Source organism: Streptomyces luteogriseus (genome assembly GCF_014205055.1).
In the GTDB taxonomy this organism is placed as follows: Bacteria; Actinomycetota; Actinomycetes; order Streptomycetales; family Streptomycetaceae; genus Streptomyces; species Streptomyces luteogriseus.
The window spans coordinates 3,582,694-3,603,421 of record NZ_JACHMS010000001.1; the positions used below are offsets into that span (position 1 = coordinate 3,582,694).

The following is a 20,728-nucleotide window of genomic DNA, read 5'->3' on the forward strand; positions in this document are numbered from 1 at the left end:
GTTGTAAGTCATGGGGTCTGATACGGGGGTCCTGGGGCCGGCGGACCTTGATCGCTCAAGGTCCGCCGAAACTCCCGTCAGACCTCTTCGACGCTGCTCGGCTCGCGCCGGGACAGGTCGATGCCAAGCTCCTCCGCAGCGCGGAAGACGTCCTCGTCGGTGTCGCGCATCTCGATGGACATGCCGTCCGAGGACAGCACCTCCACGTTGAGGCACAGGGACTGCATCTCCTTGATGAGCACCTTGAAGGACTCGGGGATGCCGGGCTCGGGGATGTTCTCGCCCTTGACGATGGCCTCGTAGACCTTCACGCGGCCGGTCACGTCGTCGGACTTGATGGTCAGCAGCTCCTGGAGGGCGTACGCGGCGCCGTAAGCCTCCAGCGCCCACACCTCCATCTCACCGAAGCGCTGGCCACCGAACTGGGCCTTACCACCCAGCGGCTGCTGGGTGATCATCGAGTACGGACCGGTCGACCGGGCGTGCAGCTTGTCGTCGACCAGGTGGTGCAGCTTGAGGATGTACATGTAGCCGACCGAGATCGGCTCCGGGAACGGCTCGCCGGAGCGGCCGTCGAACAGCGGCGCCTTACCGGTCGGGAGCACCATGCGCTCGCCGTCGCGGTTCGGGATGGTGTGGTTCAGCAGACCGGCCAGCTCGTCCTCACGCGCACCATCGAAGACGGGGGTGGCGACGTTGGTGCCCGGGGCGACCTGGTCGGCCTCGATGGCCTGCAGGCGCTGCGCCCAGTCGTCCGCGAGACCGGAGACGTCCCAGCCGCGGCTGGCGAGCCAGCCGAGGTGGATCTCCAGGACCTGTCCCGGGTTCATTCGGGACGGCACACCGAGCGGGTTGAGGATGATGTCGACCGGGGTGCCGTCCTCCAGGAACGGCATGTCCTCGATCGGCAGGATCTTCGAGATGACGCCCTTGTTGCCGTGACGGCCGGCGAGCTTGTCACCGTCGGTGATCTTGCGCTTCTGCGCGACGTAGACGCGCACCAGCTGGTTCACACCGGGGGGAAGCTCGTCGCCCTCCTCGCGGTCGAAGACGCGGACGCCGATGACCTTGCCGATCTCGCCGTGCGGCACCTTCAGCGAGGTGTCGCGCACCTCGCGCGCCTTCTCACCGAAGATCGCGCGGAGCAGGCGCTCCTCGGGCGTCAGCTCGGTCTCACCCTTGGGCGTGACCTTGCCGACGAGGATGTCGCCGGCGACGACCTCGGCACCGATACGGATGATGCCGCGCTCGTCGAGGTCGGCGAGGACCTCCTCGGAGACGTTCGGGATGTCCCGGGTGATCTCCTCGGGGCCGAGCTTGGTGTCACGGGCGTCGACCTCGTGCTCCTCGATGTGGATCGAGGAGAGGACGTCGTCCTGCACGAGGCGCTGCGACAGGATGATCGCGTCCTCGTAGTTGTGACCCTCCCACGGCATGAACGCCACGAGCAGGTTCTTGCCCAGCGCCATCTCGCCGTTCTGGGTGGCCGGACCGTCGGCCAGGACCTGGCCCTCGATGATCCGGTCGCCCTCGTTGACGATGACCTTCTGGTTGACCGAGGTGCCCTGGTTGGAGCGGGCGAACTTGGCCAGGCGGTACGTGATGTACGTGCCGTCGTCGTTGGCGGTGGTGATGTAGTCCGCGGAGACCTCCTGGACCACACCGGGCTTCTCGGCCTTGACCACGTCGCCGGCGTCGACCGCGGAGCGGTACTCCATGCCGGTGCCGACGAGCGGGGACTCGGACTTAATCAGCGGCACGGCCTGACGCATCATGTTCGCGCCCATGAGGGCACGGTTGGCGTCGTCGTGCTCGAGGAACGGGATCATGGCGGTCGCGACCGACACCATCTGGCGCGGCGAGACGTCCATGTAGTCGACGTCCTCGCCGGTGACGTAGTCGACCTCGCCGCCCTTACGGCGGACCAGCACCCGGGCCTCGGCGAAGCGGAGGTCGTCCGTCAGCTGCGCGTTGGCCTGCGCGATGACGAAGCGGTCCTCCTCGTCGGCGGTCAGGTAGTCGACCTCGTCGGTGACCTGGCCCTCGAACACCTTGCGGTACGGGGTCTCCACGAAACCGAACGCGTTGACCCGGCCGTAGGAGGCGAGCGAGCCGATCAGACCGATGTTCGGGCCTTCGGGCGTCTCGATCGGGCACATGCGGCCGTAGTGCGAGGGGTGCACGTCACGGACCTCGAAGCCGGCCCGCTCACGGGACAGACCACCCGGGCCAAGAGCCGACAGACGGCGCTTGTGGGTGAGACCCGACAGCGGGTTGTTCTGGTCCATGAACTGCGACAGCTGGCTGGTGCCGAAGAACTCCTTGATGGAGGCGACGACCGGCCGGATGTTGATCAGGGTCTGCGGCGTGATCGCCTCGACGTCCTGGGTCGTCATCCGCTCGCGGACGACACGCTCCATACGCGCCAGACCCGTACGGACCTGGTTCTGGATGAGCTCGCCGACGCTGCGCAGGCGGCGGTTGCCGAAGTGGTCGATGTCGTCGGTCTCGACGACGATGTTCGTACCGCTGTCGCCGACCGTCTCGGTCTCGCCCGCGTGCAGCTTCACCAGGTACTTGATCGTCGAGATGATGTCCTCGACGGTCAGGATGCCCGCGTCCAGCGGAGCGTCCGCACCCAGCTTCTTGTTGACCTTGTAGCGGCCGACCTTGGCCAGGTCGTAGCGCTTGGGGTTGAAGTAGAGGTTCTCGAGCAGCGTCTGCGCGGCCTCACGCGTGGGGGGCTCGCCCGGACGCAGCTTGCGGTAGATGTCGAGCAGCGCGTCGTCCTGGCCCTGGGTGTGGTCCTTCTCCAGGGTGGCGCGCATCGACTCGTACTCGCCGAACTCCTCGAGGATCTGCTCGGTGGTCCAGCCGAGCGCCTTGAGCAGGACGGTGACGGACTGCTTGCGCTTGCGGTCGATGCGGACACCGACCATGTCGCGCTTGTCGATCTCCATCTCCAGCCAGGCACCCCGGGACGGGATGATCTTGGCGGAGAAGATGTCCTTGTCGGACGTCTTGTCGATGGAGGAGTCGAAGTAGACACCGGGCGAACGGACGAGCTGCGACACCACGACACGCTCGGTGCCGTTGATGACGAAGGTGCCCTTGTTCGTCATGAGCGGGAAGTCGCCCATGAAGACCGTCTGGGACTTGATCTCGCCGGTCTCGTTGTTCGTGAACTCGGCGGTGACGAAGAGCGGGGCCGCGTACGTGAAGTCACGGTCCTTGCACTCGTCGATGGAGTTCTTCGGCGGCTCGAAGCGGTGGTCGCGGAAGGTCAGCGACATCGACCCGCTGAAGTCCTCGATCGGGGAGATCTCCTCGAAGATCTCCTCGAGCCCGGACTTGGTGGGGACGTCCTGACCGTTCTCGAGAGCCTCCTCGACCCGACTCTGCCAGGCGGTGTTGCCGAGCAGCCAGTCGAAGCTCTCGGTCTGCAGCGCGAGCAGGTTCGGAACCTCAAGAGGCTCCTTGATCTTTGCAAAAGAGATGCGCAGCGGGGCAGTGCTGGCGGCGTTGTTCGTATTCGCGGTCGAGGCGTTGCGCGAGGCGGCCAAGAGGGGGTCCTTCCGAGGGCTCGGACTCACTACGCGCGTACCGGCCCCTCTCCCGTACACGGAGACAAGCTGCGTCGGTCCGGCGATGAGGCCAGGTCAACGGATCTTGTCGTCGATGCTCGGGCGAGGGCAGACCCCTGGTGACGGGCAGGGGACAGCTAACAGGCAGCGCAAAGGGTCAGTGTAGCCACTTGGCCCACTGATGTCCAGTGCGGGTCGTGAAACCCGTGTTCACCCTCGTTGTTCCACTCCTGCGACACGGCGCTGCCCTCAACGCACGTTGATACTGCCCTCTTCGTCGCCGATCCATGCCTCGGATTCGGATCCTGTGACGACGCGTCCTGAGAATTGCGCGCTGCGTGCGGTTCGTCAAGGCCCCCCTGCCCGATCCGGGGCCGCCCGGAGACACGACGAAGATCACCATACCCCCCGTCACAAAGGGTTCAAGGCAACCGTGGCCGGCCCCCGGAAACGCCGAAGAGCGACCACCCGGATGGATGATCGCTCTTCCGCGCTTACGCGTTACACGTCCGGCGGGACGTGTTGTGGATCCTGACGGATCCGAGGGTGTTACTTGACCTCGACCGAGGCGCCGGCGCCCTTGAGGGACTCGGCGGCCTTCTCGGCGGCGTCCTTGGCGACCTTCTCGAGGACGGGCTTCGGGGCGCCGTCCACGAGGTCCTTGGCCTCCTTCAGACCCAGGGAGGTCAGCTCACGCACGACCTTGATGACCTGGATCTTCTTGTCGCCGGCACCCGTGAGGATGACGTCGAACTCGTCCTGCTCGGCCTCGGCCTCGGCCGGGGCGGCGGGGCCGGCCGGGCCGGCGACGGCGACGGCCGCGGCGGCGGTGACGTCGAACTTCTCCTCGAACGCCTTCACGAACTCGGAGAGCTCGATGAGGGTCATCTCCTCGAACTGCGCGAGCAGGTCTTCCTGGCTGAGCTTCGCCATGATGGCGGTCCTTCCACTAAATCGGCAGGTGCCGGATGTACATGTGAGGCGGGCGTACTACTGGCCCGCGACGGTCGCCGCGTTCAGGCAGCGGCGGCCGGGATGCGAGCCGAGTTACTCGGCACCGCCCTGCTCGTCCTGCTTGGCACGGAGCGCGTCCACGGTGCGGACGAGCTTCGAGGGAAGCGCCTGGAAGAGCTGAGCAGCCTGGGACTGCTTGCCCTTGAAGGCACCCGCCAGCTTGGAGAGCAGAACCTCGCGGGACTCGAGGTCCGCAAGCTTCTTGATCTCATCGGCGGACATCGCCTTGCCGTCAAGGACGCCGCCCTTGATGACGAGGTTGGGGTTGTCCTTGGCGAAGTCACGGAGACCCTTCGCCGCCTCGACCGGGTCACCGGTCACGAAGGCGACGGCCGACGAACCCGCAAAGAGGTCGTCCAGCGTCGTGATCCCGGCCTCGTTGGCCGCAATCTTGGTCAGCGTGTTCTTCGCCACACGGTACTGAGCGTTCTCACCGAGTGAACGACGCAGCTGCTGGAGCTGCGCGACGGTGAGACCGGTGTACGCGGTAACGACGGCAGCGTTGGAGTTGCGGAACTTCTCCCGCATCTCCTCGACGGCATCGACCTTGTCAGGCCTCGCCATGAGCCTCGGCCTCCTTCCGGGTGTGTCGGACCGCGCGGACCCGAAGGAGGACTGGGGAAAACGAAACGCCCCGGCGCAAGCGCACGGGGCGTAGCTCGACCGGTTTCGCACGCACAAGGCGGCGGACTCCGGGAGCTTCTCCAGTGTCACCTGCGCGGGTCGTCCGCCGTTCAGCGGATCCTTCGGCCACCGCGCCCTCTGATGAGCACGCGGTAACGACCAGCGGTCTTTGGCTTCTGTAGGAGAATACGGGAACGGATCGCCGTCAAGCAAATCCGCCCGTACGGCTGATCAGCAACTGCTCGGCGTGGTCCCGCTCGGGTCTCCGCCGTGTCGTCCTCGAGGGTCTCAGGGCCTGCCGGTCTGCTTCCGCATCAGGTCCTCGAAGTCCCCGGTGTCGGACCGCGGGGGGCGCTCGGCCCGGACCTCCGCGCCGTAGTCGGCGTAGTGCGCCGTCTGGGTCATCAGGCCCGTGGCCATCCGTGCCTTCTCGACCTTCTTGACCAGCAGGTTCCGCTCGTCCACCCAGATGTCGACGGTCTCCGTGGTCACTCCGGCCTCGGTGAGCTGCTTGCGCAGGCCGGTGTCGGCGATGTCGGCCGCCGTCACGGTGCCGGACCAGTGGGTGGCCGACCGGCCGCGGACGGTCTCCTCGCCGACCTTCCTGACATCGCCGGAGGACAGCAGGAGCTTCACGGACTGGTTGGGCGTGGTGCTGCGCATCTGGTCACCGAGGTGGCCGCCCGAGCCGCCGGTGAGGGCTTCGAGGTCGTCGTACGCGTACCGGATCCAGTGCTTGCCGCCGGCCCGCTCGGCGAACTTCTCACCCATACGCGCGTAGTACGCCTCGGGCAGGTAGCGGGCCTCCATCGAGGTGGTGCCGAGCCGGCGCATCGTGTCGGCCACGGTGCCGCCGGTGTATGTGATGGTGAGGGTGCCGGTGATGCCGTCGTTCCAGCCGAGGGTGCCGTCGGCGGTCATGGACATCAGCGAGCCCATGGTCGTCGTGGACTCGACCCGGGCGGACTCGGCGTGCTGGGTGGCACGCTCGGCGGAGCGCAGGGCCGCGAGGGTGCGGCCGCGCGGGGCCCGGTCGTCCCGGCCTGGCCCGTCGGAGGAGTCCTGGGACGTGCAGGCGGCCACCCCCGTCAGCGCGGTCGCCACCGCGAGCACCAGGCCCACGCGGCGCACGGTCGTGCCCTGCATACGTCCCCCCGTTCGCATCCGGTTCCCGCACGTTAACCCAGGCCACCGGCGTACGTACCGGAAAAGGGAACGGGCCCCGCACCTGTAAGAGGTGCGGGGCCCGTGACCGGTTGGGTGAGCCGTCAGGCTCAGACCGCAGCCGGGTCCTCCTCGACGAGGAGGTTGCGGGTGCGGTTGGAGTCGACCGGAATGCCGGGGCCCATCGTGGTGCTGATGGCGGCCTTCTTGATGTAGCGACCCTTGGCGGCGGACGGCTTCAGACGGAGGATCTCCTCCAGCGCCGCGCCGTAGTTCTCCACCAGCTTGGTGTCGTCGAACGACGTCTTGCCGATGATGAAGTGCAGGTTCGCGTGCTTGTCGACGCGGAACTCGATCTTGCCGCCCTTGATCTCGGTGACGGCCTTGGTGACGTCGGGGGTGACGGTACCGGTCTTCGGGTTCGGCATCAGACCACGCGGACCGAGCACACGGCCGAGGCGGCCGACCTTGCCCATGAGGTCCGGGGTGGCGACGACGGCGTCGAAGTCCAGACGGCCCTTCGACACCTCGTCGATCAGCTCGTCGGCGCCGACGATGTCGGCGCCCGCGGCACGCGCGGCCTCGGCACGGTCACCGGTCGCGAAGACCAGGACCCGGGCGGTCTTACCGGTGCCGTGCGGAAGGTTCACGGTGCCACGGACCATCTGGTCGGCCTTGCGCGGGTCGACACCCAGGCGGAAGGCGACCTCGACGGTGCCGTCGAACTTGGTCGTGGAGGTCTCCTTGGCGAGACGGACGGCCTCGAGCGGGGCGTAGAGCTTCTCCCGGTCGACCTTGGCGTCCGCAGCGCGAAGGGACTTGCTGCGCTTGCTCACTACTGCTCCTGTGGATTCTTAGGAGTCGTGGTCCGGGCCGAGCAGGCCCCGCCACTACTGCTGGTGGTGGGTTGGGGCTCAGCCCTCGACCGTGACGCCCATGGAGCGGGCGGTGCCGGCGATGATCTTCTCGGCGGCGTCCAGGTCGTTGGCGTTGAGGTCGGGCATCTTGGTCGTGGCGATCTCACGGACCTGGTCACGCGTGATCTTCGCGACCTTGGTCTTGTGCGGCTCGCCGGAGCCCTTCTCGATGCCCGCGGCCTTCAGGATCATCTTCGCGGCCGGCGGCGTCTTGGTGATGAAGGTGAAGGAACGGTCCTCGTAGACCGTGATCTCCACCGGGATCACCCAGCCACGCTGCGACTCGGTCGCGGCGTTGTAGGCCTTGCAGAACTCCATGATGTTCACGCCGTGCTGACCCAGCGCGGGGCCGACCGGCGGGGCCGGGTTGGCGGCACCGGCCTGGATCTGGAGCTTGATGAGCCCCGTGACCTTCTTCTTCTTGGGAGGCATAGCTCTCCGGGTCCTTTCGATTCGGGTCCTGCCTGCGTACGGGGACCACCCGGACGCAGGCATACCGCACAACGATAACGGGTATAGATGTGCGGCCAAAAACCGCGCAGGTCAGGCGGCCGCTCGAGCGATCGCCTGACCTGCGCGGAAGCGGTGAGTCCGGAAGTCAGTTCTTCTGGATCTGGTCGAAGGAGAGCTCGACCGGCGTCTCGCGGCCGAAGATCTCGACCAGGCCCTTGACCTTCTTCGAGTCCGGGTTGATCTCGTTGATGGTCGCCTGCAGCGTGGCGAACGGGCCGTCGGTGACGGTGACCGAGTCGCCGACCTCGAAGTCCAGCACCTGGACCTCGACCTTGCGCTGCGGAGCCGGCTTGCCCTCGGCCTCGGCGGCCTCGCGGGCGGCCTTCTCCTCGGCCTCGGGGGCGAGCATCTTGACGATCTCGTCCAGGGTCAGCGGGTACGGGTCGTAGGCGTTGCCCACGAAGCCGGTGACGCCGGGGGTGTTGCGGACGACGCCCCAGGACTCGTTCGTCAGGTCCATACGGACGAGGACGTAGCCCGGAAGCTTGTTCTGCTTGATCGTCTTGCGGTCGCCGTTCTTGATCTGGACGACCTCTTCCTGCGGCACCTCGGCCTGGAAGATGTAGTCCTCGACGTTCAGCGAGACGGCGCGCTGCTCCAGGTTGGTCTTCACGCGGTTCTCGTAGCCGGCGTACGTGTGGATGACGTACCACTCGCCGGGCAGGACCCGCAGTTCCTCGCGGAGCTTCTCGATCGGGTCGCGGTCGTCCTCGGGCTCTTCCTCGAGTTCTTCCGCGGACTCGTCGGCGTCCTCGGTCTCCGCCTCGTCGGCGTCCTCGGTCTCCGCCTCGTCGGCGTCGTCCGCGACGGCGTCGGCAGCCTCGACCTCGGAGGAGGCCTCGGTGTCCTCGTTGTCCGCGCCCTCGACGATGTCGAGCTCGTCCTCGACGGACTCGACAGGCTCGATGGCGTCGTTCACGTTCGGGTCAGACACGGTGGCTGCTTCTTCCTGGATACATGGGGGTGGAACATGCGAAAGGAGCGCCGGGTACCTCGGCGCTCTTCGCGGACTGCTCAGCCGAACACGTACTTGGCGGCGTTGCTGAGCCCATAGTCAATCACGGTGACCAGGCCGATCATGATGACGACGAAAATGATCACCACGGTCGTGTAGGTCGTCAGCTGGTTGCGCGTCGGCCAGACGACCTTGCGCAGCTCCGCGACGATCTGACGGTAGAAGAGGGCGAGCCGCTTCAGCGGGCCCTTCTTGCCGCGCTTGCCGCCCTTGCGAGTCTTCTTGGACTCCGGCGCCTCGTCCTGGGCATCAGGCATGTCGATGGAGCCCACGGCGTCCGTCACTCGTCCTCACCTGATTCCGGGTCGTGGCCGTGCCGCGCCCGGTCTGAGCCGCACGGCGGTGCATTGCTGTACGTACATGCGCACACATCCTGGCGAAGGTGTGTGTAGCAGGGCCGGAGGGACTTGAACCCCCAACCGCTGGTTTTGGAGACCAGTGCTCTACCAATTGAGCTACGACCCTTTGTGTGCCCCCCAACGTACCGCATCCATCCGGATGCTTGGTGTGCACCGAACGGGCGCGGCCTGCTGAAGGCCAACGAGGTGTGAGTGTACGTGCTCGGCGGCCGGTCGTCGAACAGATAGGGCTCGCGTCAGGGCTCGTTGGCGGAAGATCGCCGCCGGAACCGGGGGCGGACTGACGTGAATCCGCTGAAGATCGCCCAGGCCGTGCGGGCGATCCGCACTGTTGTTCAGGGGTTTGCCCGACGTTGTTCAGTCTGTGAAACCCCCGTGCCGCGCGCGTTTCCGGTCTGAAACGATGGGGCCCATGAGCCCTGCAACCCCTCCCACCGAGCGCCGGGTCTCCGCCCGAGTCGGCGCGATCTCCGAGTCCGCCACCCTCGCCGTGGACGCCAAGGCCAAGGCCCTCAAGGCAGCCGGGCGACCGGTGATCGGCTTCGGCGCCGGTGAGCCCGACTTCCCGACCCCGGACTACATCGTCGAGGCCGCGATCGAGGCCTGCAAGAACCCGAAGTTCCACCGCTACACGCCGGCCGGCGGTCTGCCCGAGCTGAAGGCCGCCATCGCCGCGAAGACGCTGCGGGATTCCGGCTACGAGCCCGACGTCTCGCAGATCCTGGTCACCAACGGTGGCAAGCAGGCCATCTACGAGGCCTTCGCCGCGATCCTCGACCCGGGCGACGAGGTCATCGTGCCCGCGCCGTACTGGACGACCTACCCGGAGTCGATCCGGCTGGCCGGGGGTGTCCCGGTGGAGGTCGTCGCCGACGAGACGACCGGCTACCGGGTGACCGTCGAGCAGCTGGAGGCGGCCCGTACGGAGAAGACGAAGGTCGTCCTCTTCGTCTCGCCGTCCAACCCGACCGGCGCGGTCTACAGCGAGCAGGAGACCGAGGCCATCGGCCGCTGGGCCGTCGAGCACGGCCTGTGGGTGATGACCGACGAGATCTACGAGCACCTCGTCTACGGCGACGCCTCCGCCGTGTCGCTGCCGGCGGTGCTGCCCGAGCTGCGCGACAAGTGCGTCGTGGTCAACGGTGTCGCGAAGACGTACGCGATGACCGGCTGGCGGGTCGGGTGGATCATCGGCCCGAAGGACGTCGTCAAGGCCGCGACCAACCTGCAGTCGCACGCCACGTCGAACGTGTCCAACGTCGCCCAGGCCGCCGCGCTGGCCGCCGTCTCCGGTGAGCTGGACGCCGTCGCGAAGATGCGTGAGGCGTTCGACCGGCGGCGCAAGACCATCGTGCGGATGCTGAACGAGATCGACGGTGTGGTGTGCCCGGAGCCGGAGGGCGCGTTCTACGCCTATCCGTCGGTGAAGGCGCTGGTCGGCAAGGAGATCCGGGGCCGGCGGCCCAAGGACACGGTCGAGCTCGCCGCGCTGATCCTGGAGGAGTCCGAGGTCGCGGTGGTGCCGGGTGAGGCGTTCGGTACGCCGGGCTACCTGCGGCTGTCGTACGCGCTGGGTGACGAGGATCTGGTCGAGGGTGTGAGCCGGATCCAGAAGCTGCTGGCGGAGGCGCGGGACTGACCTGCACCTCACGTGAGGTGGTGGGCGGGCCGTTCCCCTTGCGGGGAGCGGCCCGCTCTGTCGTGTGCACGTGCGAGCAAGACCACGTTCGGGGAAAACGCTGTCGGGACTGCTGAGGCATGCGGCAGGATCCTGGGATGGAGCGTGAACGTGATGTCTCTGAGCTGCCGAAAGCCCATCTCCACCTGCACTTCACCGGGTCGATGCGGCCCTCGACCGTGCTGGAACTGGCCGACAAGCACGGGGTGCGGTTGCCCGACGCGCTGACCGAGGCCCTGGTCGGCGGGGAGCCGCCGAGCCTGCGGGCCACGGACGAGCGGGGCTGGTTCCGCTTCCAGCGGCTGTACGACGCGGCGCGCTCGTGTCTGCGGGAGCCGGAGGACATCCAGCGGCTGGTGCGGGAGGCCGCGGAGGAGGATCTGCGGGACGGGTCGGGGTGGCTGGAGATCCAGGTCGACCCGACGTCGTACGCGCCGCGGCTGGGTGGGCTGATTCCGGCGCTGGAGGTCATCCTCGACGCGGTGGAGACGACATCGCGGGAGACCGGGCTCGGGATGCGGGTGCTGGTCGCGGCGAACCGGATGAAACATCCGCTGGACGCGCGGACACTGGCGCGGCTGGCGACGAGGTACGCGGACCGGGGGGTCGTCGGGTTCGGGCTGTCGAACGACGAGCGTCGGGGGATGGCGCGGGACTTCGACCGGGCGTTCGGGATCGCGCGTGAGGCCGGATTGCTGTCGGCGCCGCACGGGGGTGAGCTCGCGGGGCCGTCGTCGGTGCGGGACTGCCTGGACGACCTGGGGGCCGACCGGGTGGGGCACGGGGTGCGGGCGGCGGAGGATCCGCGGCTGATGAAGCGGCTCGCGGACCGGCAGGTGACGTGCGAGGTGTGTCCGGCGTCGAACGTGGCGCTGGGGGTGTACGAGAAGCCGGAGGACGTGCCGCTGCGGACGTTGTTCGAGGCGGGGGTGCCGTTGGCGCTGGGCGCGGACGACCCGTTGCTGTTCGGGTCGCGTCTTGCCGCGCAGTACGAGATCGCGCGGCGGCATCACGGGTTCACGGATGCGGAGTTGGCGGAGGTGGCTCGGCAGTCGGTGCGGGGGTCGGCGGCGCCGGAGGACGTGAAGACGAAGCTGCTGGCGGGGGTGGACGACTGGCTGACGTCGTAGGGGGTGGGGGTGGTCCGCGTGGCCGGCCAGCGGGTGGGGGTCGGTCGCGGGGTCGGCGCCCGGGTGGAGGTGGGTCGCGTGATCGGCGCCCGGGTGGTCGTGGGTCGCGGGGTCGGCGCCCGGGTGGGGGTGGGTCGCGTGACCGGCGCCCGGGTGGTCGTGGGTCGCGGGGTCGGCGCCCGGGTGGAGGTGGGTCGGGGCCGCGCCGGGGGGTGTCCGTCCTCGGAACGGCGCGATGGGGTGCCACACCGACTCACTGTCCGTTGACGCGCCAACCGCTGCGGGCGGACACCCCCCGACACGACCCCTTCTCGCCGTACGCGGGTGCGGGAGCGTCGCGGCCTGTGCAGCAGGTGCTCGGGTGCGGGTGCACGGGCGGATGCGGGAGCGTCGCGGCCTGCGCCGCAGGTGCTCGGGTGCGGGGGCGTGCCGCTTCGCGTCGCGTGCGCGTGGCGGCTGGCCCAGCTCCGGGCGCCCGTCCTGGTCGGCTGCGCGCAGCCCCGCTGCGGGCGGACACCCCAACACGGGCCCTTGCGTCGTCCGGCGGCTGCGGGGACCGGTCGGCGCCGCATGCGCGCGGCGCGGGGGCCGTCTGTCCGGCTCGGCTGCGGGCATTCGTGGCGGGGGGGACGTCTCGCTGCGCGCAGCGTGTGCGTGGCGGCTGTCCTCGGCTGCGGGGGCTTGCCCCGCCTGGCTGCGAGCCGCCCCCGCTGCGGGCATGCGTGCCGCTGGGGGCGGCACGGGTGGGCGCAGCGGCACCCCGCCTCGCCGGGCTGCGGACCCAGCCGGCCTCAGTGGCGGCGCCGGGTGTCTACAGACTGACGCCGACCGTGACCGGCTCGTTGACCAGGGTGATTCCGAAGGCCTCGTGGACTCCGGCCACGACCTCGCGGGCCAGGGCGAGGAGATCCTCGGTGGTCGCACTCCCCCGGTTCGTGAGCGCCAACGTGTGCTTCGTGGAGATGCGGGCCGGGCCGTCGCCGTAGCCCTTGGCGAAGCCGGACTTGTCGATCAGCCAGGCCGCGGAGGTCTTGGTGTGGCCCTCACCGGACGGGTACGCGGGAGGCTCCACCCCGTCGCCGAGCCGCTCGCGCACGCGGGCGCGGAACGCCGCGAAGTCCGTGTCCGTGAGGATCGGGTTGGTGAAGAAGGAGCCGGCCGACCAGGTGTCGTGGTCCTCGGGGTCCAGGACCATGCCTTTGCCCGCACGCAGCTTGAGCACGGTCTCGCGGGCCGAGGCGAGGGGGACTCGGTCGCCCGCCTCCACACCGAGGGCGCGGGCCGTCTCGGCGTAGCGGAGGGGCGCGGAGAGTCCCTCGGCGTCCTCCAGGGAGAAGCGGACACGCAGGACCACATACCGCTCGGGGTCGGACTTGAAGCGGCTGTGGCGGTAGGAGAAGGCGCAGTCCTCGTTCGCCAGCGTGACCGTCTCGCCGGTGCGGCGGTCGTAGGCGACGACCTCGGTGATCGTCGAGGAGACCTCCTGGCCGTACGCCCCGACGTTCTGGATGGGGGTCGCGCCCGCCGAGCCGGGGATGCCGGCCAGGCATTCGATGCCGGCCAGGCCCGCCTCGACCGTACGGGCGACCGCGTCGGTCCAGACCTCGCCGGCCGCGAGCTCCAGGCTCGTGCCGTTGAGGGAGTAGCCCTTGGTGGCGAGGACGAGGGCGGTGCCCTCGAAGCCCTTGTCGCCGATGACGAGGTTCGAGCCGCCGCCGATGAGCAGCAGCGGGGTGCCCGCCTCGTCGGCTTCGCGGACGGCGGCGATCACCTCGTCGTCCGTCGTCGCGGTGACCAGCCGGGTCGCGGGGCCGCCCAGCCGGAAGGTCGTCAGCGGGGCGAGGGGGGCGTCGTGGAGTTCCTGCACGGGCTCAAGAGTACGAGACGGCACGGACAGGGCCGGGCACGCGTGCGTGCGGCCCCGTTCCGCAGGGAAACGGGGCCGCACGCGCGCGTGGGGGTCGTCAGGGCAGGCGGCGGAGCGCCTCGGACCAGGGCAGCGGGAGTTCGTCGCTGCTCACCTGCCAGGTGGTGAAGGCCGAGTCCTTCATCTGCGGGGCGAGGCCCCGGGAGGAGGGGCCGTGGGCACCCGCGCGGACGAAGGCGTGGAGCGCGTCCTTGGACTCCCAGGCCGACAGGGTCCAGAAGGTCCGCCGCAACGGCTTCGCCTTGAGGGTCGCCCCATAGGCGCCGGGGCTACGGCGGACCTGCCTCCAGACGGCGGGCGTACCGGCGAGGAACCTCAGGGCTCCCCAGAGCGTGCGGGTCTCGAAGCGGGAGGCGAAGACGTGCACCTCGGTGGCGCGGGGCGGGGTGTTCGGGACGGTCCAGGGAAGAGTGGGCATGCCGCTTCTCCTTGTTCGGGTCCTTCGGGGTCAGTGGGCGGCCGTCTCCAGCACCGGTGCCGGTTCGGCCGACTGCGCCTGCCGTTCCGTGCGCCGCCGGGTCGGTATCAGCAGGGCGGCGATGCCCGCGAGGGCGACCACCGCGGAGCCCGTCACCAGGGCGGGCCGCATGCCGTCGACGAAGGTCTGGCCGGTCTCGTAGCCGCCTTGAGCGGCGAAGATCGATGCCATGACGGCGATGCCGAGCGCCCCGCCGACCTCGCGCAGCGCGTTGTTGGCCCCGGAGGCGATGCCCTGCTCCGACGGCCGCACGCTGGACATCACCAGGTGGGAGGCGGGGGCGAAGTACAGCGCCATGCCGATGCCGCTGACGATCAGGGCGGGCAGTTGCGAGCCGTAGGAGGCGTCCGCCGTGGCCACCACCGCCATGTAGCCGAGGCCCAGGGCCTGCAGGAAGAGGCCCGTGGCGACCACCGGGCGGCCTCCGATGCGGTCGGCCAGGATGCCGGCGATCGGGGCGACCAGCATCGGCATGCCGGTCCAGGGCAGCATCCTGAGGCCCGCCTCGGTGGGCGAGTAGCCGAGGACGCCCTGCATGTACTGGCTGAGCAGGAAGATCGAGCCGAACATGCCGAGGAACATCAGCAGGCTCGCCGCGTTGATGCCGGCGAAGGCACGGGAGCGGAACAGCCGCATCGGGAGCATGGGGTTCTTGGCGCGGGCGCTGTAGAGGATGAAGCCGGCGAGCAGCGCGGAGCCCGCGAACAGGCCCGTCAGGACGAGGGAACCGGTCCAGCCGTCGGCCGGGCCGCGGACCAGGCCGTAGACGATGCCGAAGAGGCCGCCGCTGGCGAGCAGGGTGCCGGGGATGTCGAGCGGGGCTCCGGTGCCGTGGGACTCGGCGAGGCGCAGCCGGGCGAGCGGCAGCAGGGCCAGACCCAGCGGGACGTTCAGCCAGAAGATCCAATGCCAGGAGATGTGCTCGGTGAGGGTGCCGCCGACGAGCGGTCCGGAGGCGACGGCGAGTCCGTTGACGGCGCCCCAGATGCCGTACGCCATGCCGCGCTTGGCGACGGGCACGGCGGCGGTCAGCAGGGTGAGCGTCAGCGGCATCATCACGGCCGCGCCGACGCCTTGGACCGCGCGGGCGGCGATGAGGGAGTCGATGCCGGGCGCCATGGCCGCGGCGGCGGAGGCGCCGGTGAAGACGGTGAGTCCGGCGATGAACAGCCGGCGGCGGCCGAAGCGGTCGCCGAGAGCCGCGCCGAACATCAGCAGAACGGCGAAGGTGAGCGTGTAGGCGCTCACGGTCCATTCCAGGTCGTGCAGCCCGCCGCCGAGGTCCTCGCGGATGGAGGGCAGGGCGGTGGTGACGACGAGGTTGTCGAGGGCCGCCATGAATCCGGCGACGCTGGTGATGACGAGGGCCCAGGCGGCTCCCCCGCGACGTGCGGTCTGCTGTGACATCGCTCCCCCATGGAGTGTGTGCCGTGATCGATTAGTTATTGATTACTAACTTTCGAGGTCATGAAAAGGGCCCGTTTCGTCGCCCTGAACTGTCAACTGCCGGACTCCGGCGGGGCCAGTCCCGCCCAGACCCGGTGATCGGCCGGGAAGCCCATGGCCACCAGGCAGTTGATGAGCATGCCCTGGGCGAGGAAGGTCGTCGTCTCCTGGGCGTCGGCACCCAGCGGCCCGTGGATGGTGTCCCACAGCCGCATCCAGCCCGCGCGCACGGCCTCGCCGAACTCGCGGTCCCCCTCCTCCTCCGCAGCCGCCACGGCGAGGTACATCTGCATCTGCATCATCAGCCGCTCGGGCTGCTCGGAAATGGCCTCGATGTAAGCGCCGCCCATGGCGTGGCGGGCCTCTTCACCCTCCAGCCCCTCGGCGGCCTCCGCGAACATCCGGATGGTGTCCTCGACGCACCGCTCGGCCGCCGCCAGGAAGATCGCCTTCTTGCCCGGGAAGAGGCGGAAGAGATACGGCTGCGAGACGCCGACCCGGCGGGCGATCGCCTCGGTCGAGGTGCCGTGGTAGCCACCGCGAGCGAACTCGGTCGACGCCGCCCGGATGACGCTCTCGCGTCGCTCTTCCGCACTCATCCTGGCCATGCATTCGAAGTTAGTGCTCAATCACTAACCATGTCAAGCGGTGGACCGCGCACGCCACACACAGGGAGAACGCGTGGAAGAGGCCACGCCATGCGTAAGGGGCGCTCCGCAGTGGTGAGCGCCCCTTACAACGTGTCGCGGCCGTGTCAGGCCAGTCGCACGACAGCCCGGGACATGCCCAGCACCTTCTGCCCGGCACAGGTCGCCGTGAGGTCCACGCGCACCGTGTTGTCGTCGAGCTTGGCGGCGACCTTGCCGGCCACCTCGATCACTGCGCCCTGGTCGTCGTTCGGGACGACGACGGGCTTGGTGAAGCGGACGCCGTACTCGACGACCGCGCCCGGGTCGCCGGTCCAGTCGGTGACCACGCGAATCGCTTCGGCCATGGTGAACATGCCGTGCGCGATGACGTCGGGCAGGCCGACCTGCTTGGCGAACTTCTCGTTCCAGTGAATCGGGTTGAAGTCACCGGAGGCGCCCGCGTACCGGACGAGGGTGTCGCGGGTCACGGGGAAGGTCTGCGCGGGCAGTTCGGTGCCCACCTCGACGTCGGAGTAGGAGATCTTCGCGGTCATGAAATCGCTCACGCCTCCTCGGCCGCGCGGGCCACGAGCTTGGTCCAGGCGGTCACGACGTGCTCGCCTGCCTCATCGTGGACCTCACCGCGGATGTCCACGATGTCGTTGCCCGCGAGAGACTTGATCGCCTCGATGGTCGAGGTGACCGTGAGCCGGTCCCCGGCGCGAACCGGTCGGCGGTAGGCGAACTTCTGGTCGCCATGCACCACGCGGCTGTAGTCCAGGCCGAGCTGCGGGTCCTGGACGACCTGACCGGCGGCCTTGAAGGTGATCGCGAAGACGAAGGTCGGCGGAGCGATCACATCGGGGTGACCGAGCGCCTTGGCGGCCTCCGCGTCCGTGTACGCCGGGTTGGCGTCCCCGACCGCCTCGGCGAACTCACGGATCTTCTCCCGGCCCACCTCGTAGGGCGCGGTGGGCGGGTACGTCCGCCCCACGAAGGACTGGTCGAGCGCCATGGCTCGGCACCTCCTGGTTAGCTCTACTGACCGGTACGCGGTCCCTCAACGACGCGAGGCCGCCCCCGATCTCTCGGGAACGGCCTCGTGTACGAGCCTGAATTATCGCGTTTCGCGGTGCGCGGTGTGCGCATTGCAACGCGGGCAGTGCTTCTTCATCTCAAGACGATCCGGGTTGTTACGCCGGTTCTTCTTGGTGATGTAGTTCCGCTCCTTGCACTCCACGCAGGCCAGCGTGATCTTCGGGCGGACGTCGGTGGCAGCCACGTGAGTGCTCCTAAGACGAACGGATGGACTTATTCAACGCAAGAAAGAGTAGCCGATCGAAGGACCGACCCCGCAATCGGCTACTGTCAGTAGCGGTGACCGGACTTGAACCGGTGACACAGCGATTATGAGCCGCTTGCTCTACCGACTGAGCTACACCGCTTTGATGTGGTCCGGACCCCGTCTCGCGACGGGAGCCAGTCACACCAGAGCCCCAAAACGGAATCGAACCGTTGACCTTCTCCTTACCATGGAGACGCTCTGCCGACTGAGCTATTGGGGCGAGCGATGAAGACATTACACGCTCGGCCGCCGTTCGCCCAAATCCGTTTCGAGGCGCCTGCCCCGGACGCCCGGACCGTCCTCCCGGCAGCCCCGTGGGGGTCTCCCGCCCCGCGAGCGGACCACGCCGGTACGACTATTGCGCTCCTCCCGGCTGCGGGCGGGAGGCCGTCCTAGGCTCGTCTCACTCTGCGTGATCACGCGTCCTCCCGCGCGCAGCCCGAGCCCCTGGAGTGCGATGCCCGACAGCCGGCCGCAGCCGCCACCGCCCCCGTCGTCCTCGCCTGGTCCGGCCGATCCGTCCTCGCTGCTGCTGTGCGGGGCGCGGCTCACCGACGGCCGGACCGTGGACGTGCGGCTGGGCGGCGGGCGCATCGAGGCGGTCGGCACGGTCGGCAGCCTGGGAGCCGGTGGCACGCGCGCGTGCCGGGCTCGCGTGGACCTGAGCGGCTATCTGCTGCTGCCGGCCCCGGCCGAGCCGCACGCCCACGCCGACACGGCCCTGTCGGCCGACGCCGAGGGGCCGGTCTCCTACCAGCCGCAGGACGTGCAGCGCCGGGCGACGGAGGCCGCGCTGCTCCAGCTCGGGCACGGGGCGACGGCGATGCGGGCGCATGTGCGCGTCGGGGACGTGCAGGGGCTGGGCGCGCTGGCGGCAGTACTGCAGGCGCGACGATCGCTGCGCGGACTGGCGGAGCTGACGACGGTGGCGATGCCCCGGGTGCTGACCGGGGTGGCCGGCGCGGACGGACTGGCGATGCTGCGGGACGCGGTGAAGATGGGCGCCTCGGTGGTGGGCGGGCGGCCGGACCTCGACCCGGACCCGACGGGGTACGTGGAGGCGGTCCTGGAGATGGCCTCCGAGCACGGCTGCCCCGTCGACCTGCACACGGACGCCGGCGACCCGGCCCGGCTGGCCCGGCTCGCGGCCATGGCGGGCGGACTGCGTCCCGGGGTGACCCTCAGCCCGTGCGGTGACCTCGGTCGGCTGCCCTCCGAGGTGGCCTCGCGGACGGCCGACCAACTCGCGGCGGCCGGAGTGGCGGTGGTGTGCCTGCCGCAGGGCGGCTGCGGCGGCGCCGACCGGCGGGGGGCGGCTCCGGTACGGCTGCTGCGCGCGGCCGGGGTGCGGGTGGCCGCCGGGAGCGGGGCACTGCGGGACGTGTCCAACCCGGTGGGGCGTGGCGACCCGCTGGAGGCGGCCTTCCTGCTGGCCTCGCGCTACGGCCTGCCGCCCGAGGAGGCCTACGACGCGGTGAGCGCGTCGGCGCGGTCGGTGCTGGGGCTGCCCGAGGTGCGGGTGGAGGCGGGATTCCCGGCCGAGTTGCTCGCGGTGCGCGGGGAGCGGCTCGCGGGGGTGCTGTCGCTGGCGTACAGCCGGATCGTCGTGCACCAGGGGCGCGTGGTGGCGCGGACCAGCGCGGTGCGGGAGTACTGCAGTTCGGCGGCTTCGGCAGAGCTGGGGCTGCCACGGCAGGGGCGGGGTGACGTGCCGTAGGGGCTGCGGGGGGTGGGGGCGAAGCGGTGTGGACTCGGAGTGGGGTGGAGCCTGCTGGGGAGTGTCGCAGGGCCTGCCGCGGAGTGTGGTCGAAGGGCCGTGGAACCGGCGGCGTGGTGCGGTCGAAGTCGTGCGGCGGACGGGGCTGTCCAGGCGTACGGTCGAAGGCATGCGCATTGTCATCGCTGGTGGTCATGGTCAGATCGCGTTGCGGCTGGAGCGACTGCTCGCCGCGCGTGGGGACGAGGTTGCGGGGATCATCCGCAAGGCCGGACAGGCCGACGATCTGCGGGAGGCCGGTGCCGAACCGGTCGTGCTCGACCTGGAGTCGGCGTCCGTGGACGAGGTCGCGGAGCGGCTCAGGGGCGCCGACGCGGCGGTCTTCGCGGCGGGCGCGGGCCCGGGCAGCGGGGTGGCCCGCAAGGACACGGTGGACAAGGCCGCGGCGGTCCTCTTCGCGGACGCGGCGGTGAAGGCGGGCGTTCGGCGTTTCGTGATCGTGTCGTCCATGGGCGCCGACCCGCGCCACCAGGGGGACGAGATCTTCGACGTGTATCTGCGCGCCAAGGGCGAGGCGGACGCGTACGTGCGCGGACTGGACGCCCTGGACTGGACGATCCTGCGCCCCGGCCAGCTCACCGACGACGCCGGCACCGGTCTCGTCCGCCTGGAGGCGCGTACGGGCCGCGGCCCGATCCCGCGCGACGACGTGGCCGCCGTACTGGCGGAGCTGGTGGACACCCCAGCGACGGCCGGGCTCACTCTGGAGCTGATCAGTGGGTCGGCGCCAGTGTCGGTGGCGGTGAAGTCGGTGGCGGGGAACTGACGCCGGTGGCCGGCCGCATGGCCGGGCCGCCCTAGAACAGGGGCAGTTGGCCGGGGAAGTCCGGGACCGTGTAGCCGTCCAACGAGGGTTGCTCAGGGCCCGGGCGGGCCTGACGGCGGGAGCCCGGGCATGAGGTGAGTTCGCCGTGCTCGCGGGCGCCGGGCGGGTCGTGGCGCGCGTACCGCCCGGCGACGACGGCGATCTCGCGGCGGCACTCGGGGCAGACTCTGCGGCGGGAGGACATGGGGCAAGTGTGCCGCGCGGGTGGGCCGGACATGCCTCTCCCCTGCGAGAGCTGTCCCCTTCGTGGCGCCCCGGACCACCGGACCCCCGGTGCGGGTCCCCGGGTACGCGGACCCCCG

20 protein-coding genes and 3 tRNA genes are annotated in these 20,728 nt (G+C 69.6%); 4 read left to right on the forward strand and 19 right to left on the reverse strand.

Annotation, left to right across the window (positions count from 1 at the left end; genetic code table 11):
• Positions 1-77 precede the first annotated feature (77 nt).
• The 9 genes from rpoB to BJ965_RS15525 all read right to left on the reverse strand — a co-directional run bounded on the left by rpoB (position 78) and on the right by BJ965_RS15525 (position 9,296).
• On the reverse strand, positions 78-3,563 hold the full coding sequence (rpoB, locus tag BJ965_RS15485) for a DNA-directed RNA polymerase subunit beta (RefSeq protein ID WP_030839719.1): 3,486 nt from the start codon (positions 3,561-3,563) through the stop codon (positions 78-80).
• 570 nt (positions 3,564-4,133) lie between these two features.
• The gene (gene rplL / locus BJ965_RS15490) at positions 4,134-4,517 is read right to left on the reverse strand and encodes a 50S ribosomal protein L7/L12 (RefSeq protein WP_030839722.1); all 384 of its coding nucleotides are present in this window, start codon (positions 4,515-4,517) and stop codon (positions 4,134-4,136) included.
• A 114-nt stretch (positions 4,518-4,631) separates the two neighbouring features.
• Entirely contained in the window at positions 4,632-5,162 is a 531-nt protein-coding gene (gene rplJ / locus BJ965_RS15495) for a 50S ribosomal protein L10 (protein ID WP_030839726.1), read from the reverse strand.
• Between the two features lie 348 nt (positions 5,163-5,510).
• Positions 5,511-6,368: a hypothetical protein gene (locus BJ965_RS15500; RefSeq protein ID WP_184909154.1), complete on the reverse strand. Its 858-nt coding sequence runs from the start codon at positions 6,366-6,368 to the stop codon at positions 5,511-5,513.
• 128 nt (positions 6,369-6,496) lie between these two features.
• Positions 6,497-7,222: a 50S ribosomal protein L1 gene (gene rplA, locus BJ965_RS15505; protein ID WP_031102571.1), complete on the reverse strand. Its 726-nt coding sequence runs from the start codon at positions 7,220-7,222 to the stop codon at positions 6,497-6,499.
• 78 nt (positions 7,223-7,300) lie between these two features.
• Positions 7,301-7,735: a 50S ribosomal protein L11 gene (rplK, locus tag BJ965_RS15510; protein WP_003992325.1), complete on the reverse strand. Its 435-nt coding sequence runs from the start codon at positions 7,733-7,735 to the stop codon at positions 7,301-7,303.
• Positions 7,736-7,901: 166 nt separating this feature from the next.
• Positions 7,902-8,750, reverse strand: a complete 849-nt coding sequence (nusG, locus tag BJ965_RS15515) for a transcription termination/antitermination protein NusG (RefSeq protein ID WP_184909155.1) — start codon at positions 8,748-8,750, stop codon at positions 7,902-7,904.
• Between the two features lie 80 nt (positions 8,751-8,830).
• Complete coding sequence (secE, locus tag BJ965_RS15520) at positions 8,831-9,115, reverse strand: preprotein translocase subunit SecE (RefSeq protein ID WP_030839741.1); 285 nt, start codon at positions 9,113-9,115, stop codon at positions 8,831-8,833.
• 108 nt (positions 9,116-9,223) lie between these two features.
• Positions 9,224-9,296, reverse strand: a tRNA-Trp gene (locus BJ965_RS15525).
• 306 nt (positions 9,297-9,602) lie between these two features.
• On the opposite strand from BJ965_RS15525, the gene BJ965_RS15530 reads away from it, so the two are divergent.
• Both BJ965_RS15530 and BJ965_RS15535 read left to right on the forward strand, forming a co-directional pair.
• Positions 9,603-10,829 carry a pyridoxal phosphate-dependent aminotransferase gene (locus BJ965_RS15530; RefSeq protein ID WP_184909156.1) on the forward strand — a complete coding sequence of 409 codons (1,227 nt, stop codon included), beginning with the start codon at positions 9,603-9,605 and terminating at the stop codon, positions 10,827-10,829.
• 137 nt (positions 10,830-10,966) lie between these two features.
• Entirely contained in the window at positions 10,967-11,998 is a 1,032-nt protein-coding gene (locus BJ965_RS15535; RefSeq protein WP_184909157.1) for an adenosine deaminase, read from the forward strand.
• Between the two features lie 811 nt (positions 11,999-12,809).
• Here BJ965_RS15535 and BJ965_RS15540 read toward each other — a convergent pair.
• The 9 genes from BJ965_RS15540 to BJ965_RS15580 form a co-directional block, all read right to left on the reverse strand.
• Positions 12,810-13,865, reverse strand: coding sequence for a UDP-N-acetylmuramate dehydrogenase (locus BJ965_RS15540; RefSeq protein WP_184909158.1), 1,056 nt, complete (start codon positions 13,863-13,865; stop codon positions 12,810-12,812).
• Between the two features lie 97 nt (positions 13,866-13,962).
• Complete coding sequence (locus BJ965_RS15545; protein WP_184909159.1) at positions 13,963-14,343, reverse strand: DUF3291 domain-containing protein; 381 nt, start codon at positions 14,341-14,343, stop codon at positions 13,963-13,965.
• 30 nt (positions 14,344-14,373) lie between these two features.
• Positions 14,374-15,810, reverse strand: a complete 1,437-nt coding sequence (locus BJ965_RS15550; RefSeq protein ID WP_184909160.1) for an MFS transporter — start codon at positions 15,808-15,810, stop codon at positions 14,374-14,376.
• Positions 15,811-15,902: 92 nt separating this feature from the next.
• Positions 15,903-16,457, reverse strand: a complete 555-nt coding sequence (locus BJ965_RS15555) for a TetR/AcrR family transcriptional regulator (protein ID WP_184909161.1) — start codon at positions 16,455-16,457, stop codon at positions 15,903-15,905.
• A gap of 146 nt (positions 16,458-16,603) precedes the next feature.
• Positions 16,604-17,032, reverse strand: coding sequence for a MaoC family dehydratase (locus tag BJ965_RS15560; RefSeq protein WP_030839760.1), 429 nt, complete (start codon positions 17,030-17,032; stop codon positions 16,604-16,606).
• Positions 17,033-17,040: 8 nt separating this feature from the next.
• Entirely contained in the window at positions 17,041-17,493 is a 453-nt protein-coding gene (locus tag BJ965_RS15565; protein WP_142160623.1) for a MaoC family dehydratase N-terminal domain-containing protein, read from the reverse strand.
• A gap of 102 nt (positions 17,494-17,595) precedes the next feature.
• Positions 17,596-17,760 carry a 50S ribosomal protein L33 gene (gene rpmG / locus BJ965_RS15570; protein WP_003948671.1) on the reverse strand — a complete coding sequence of 55 codons (165 nt, stop codon included), beginning with the start codon at positions 17,758-17,760 and terminating at the stop codon, positions 17,596-17,598.
• A gap of 90 nt (positions 17,761-17,850) precedes the next feature.
• Positions 17,851-17,923: transfer RNA gene (locus BJ965_RS15575), tRNA-Met, on the reverse strand.
• A gap of 47 nt (positions 17,924-17,970) precedes the next feature.
• Positions 17,971-18,043: transfer RNA gene (locus tag BJ965_RS15580), tRNA-Thr, on the reverse strand.
• Positions 18,044-18,280: 237 nt separating this feature from the next.
• Here BJ965_RS15580 and BJ965_RS15585 point away from each other — a divergent pair.
• The gene (locus BJ965_RS15585; RefSeq protein ID WP_184909162.1) at positions 18,281-19,540 is read left to right on the forward strand and encodes an amidohydrolase family protein; all 1,260 of its coding nucleotides are present in this window, start codon (positions 18,281-18,283) and stop codon (positions 19,538-19,540) included.
• Positions 19,541-19,709: 169 nt separating this feature from the next.
• Positions 19,710-20,366, forward strand: a complete 657-nt coding sequence (locus tag BJ965_RS15590; RefSeq protein WP_184909163.1) for an NAD(P)H-binding protein — start codon at positions 19,710-19,712, stop codon at positions 20,364-20,366.
• 31 nt (positions 20,367-20,397) lie between these two features.
• On the opposite strand, the gene BJ965_RS15595 is transcribed toward BJ965_RS15590, so the two are convergent.
• Entirely contained in the window at positions 20,398-20,610 is a 213-nt protein-coding gene (locus BJ965_RS15595) for a hypothetical protein (RefSeq protein ID WP_030839769.1), read from the reverse strand.
• Positions 20,611-20,728 lie beyond the last annotated feature (118 nt).

Coding starts and splice junctions, on each gene's coding strand:
- rplL (WP_030839722.1), bottom strand. CDS start 4,517: ATGGCGAAGCTCAGCCAGGAAGACCTGCTCGCGCAGTTCGAGGAGATG.
- rplJ (WP_030839726.1), bottom strand. CDS start 5,162: ATGGCGAGGCCTGACAAGGTCGATGCCGTCGAGGAGATGCGGGAGAAG.
- BJ965_RS15500 (WP_184909154.1), bottom strand. CDS start 6,368: ATGCAGGGCACGACCGTGCGCCGCGTGGGCCTGGTGCTCGCGGTGGCG.
- rplK (WP_003992325.1), bottom strand. CDS start 7,735: ATGCCTCCCAAGAAGAAGAAGGTCACGGGGCTCATCAAGCTCCAGATC.
- BJ965_RS15530 (WP_184909156.1), top strand. CDS start 9,603: ATGAGCCCTGCAACCCCTCCCACCGAGCGCCGGGTCTCCGCCCGAGTC.
- BJ965_RS15535 (WP_184909157.1), top strand. CDS start 10,967: ATGGAGCGTGAACGTGATGTCTCTGAGCTGCCGAAAGCCCATCTCCAC.
- BJ965_RS15545 (WP_184909159.1), bottom strand. CDS start 14,343: ATGCCCACTCTTCCCTGGACCGTCCCGAACACCCCGCCCCGCGCCACC.
- BJ965_RS15550 (WP_184909160.1), bottom strand. CDS start 15,810: ATGTCACAGCAGACCGCACGTCGCGGGGGAGCCGCCTGGGCCCTCGTC.
- BJ965_RS15555 (WP_184909161.1), bottom strand. CDS start 16,457: ATGGCCAGGATGAGTGCGGAAGAGCGACGCGAGAGCGTCATCCGGGCG.
- BJ965_RS15560 (WP_030839760.1), bottom strand. CDS start 17,032: ATGACCGCGAAGATCTCCTACTCCGACGTCGAGGTGGGCACCGAACTG.
- BJ965_RS15565 (WP_142160623.1), bottom strand. CDS start 17,493: ATGGCGCTCGACCAGTCCTTCGTGGGGCGGACGTACCCGCCCACCGCG.
- BJ965_RS15585 (WP_184909162.1), top strand. CDS start 18,281: ATGCCCGACAGCCGGCCGCAGCCGCCACCGCCCCCGTCGTCCTCGCCT.
- BJ965_RS15590 (WP_184909163.1), top strand. CDS start 19,710: ATGCGCATTGTCATCGCTGGTGGTCATGGTCAGATCGCGTTGCGGCTG.
- BJ965_RS15595 (WP_030839769.1), bottom strand. CDS start 20,610: ATGTCCTCCCGCCGCAGAGTCTGCCCCGAGTGCCGCCGCGAGATCGCC.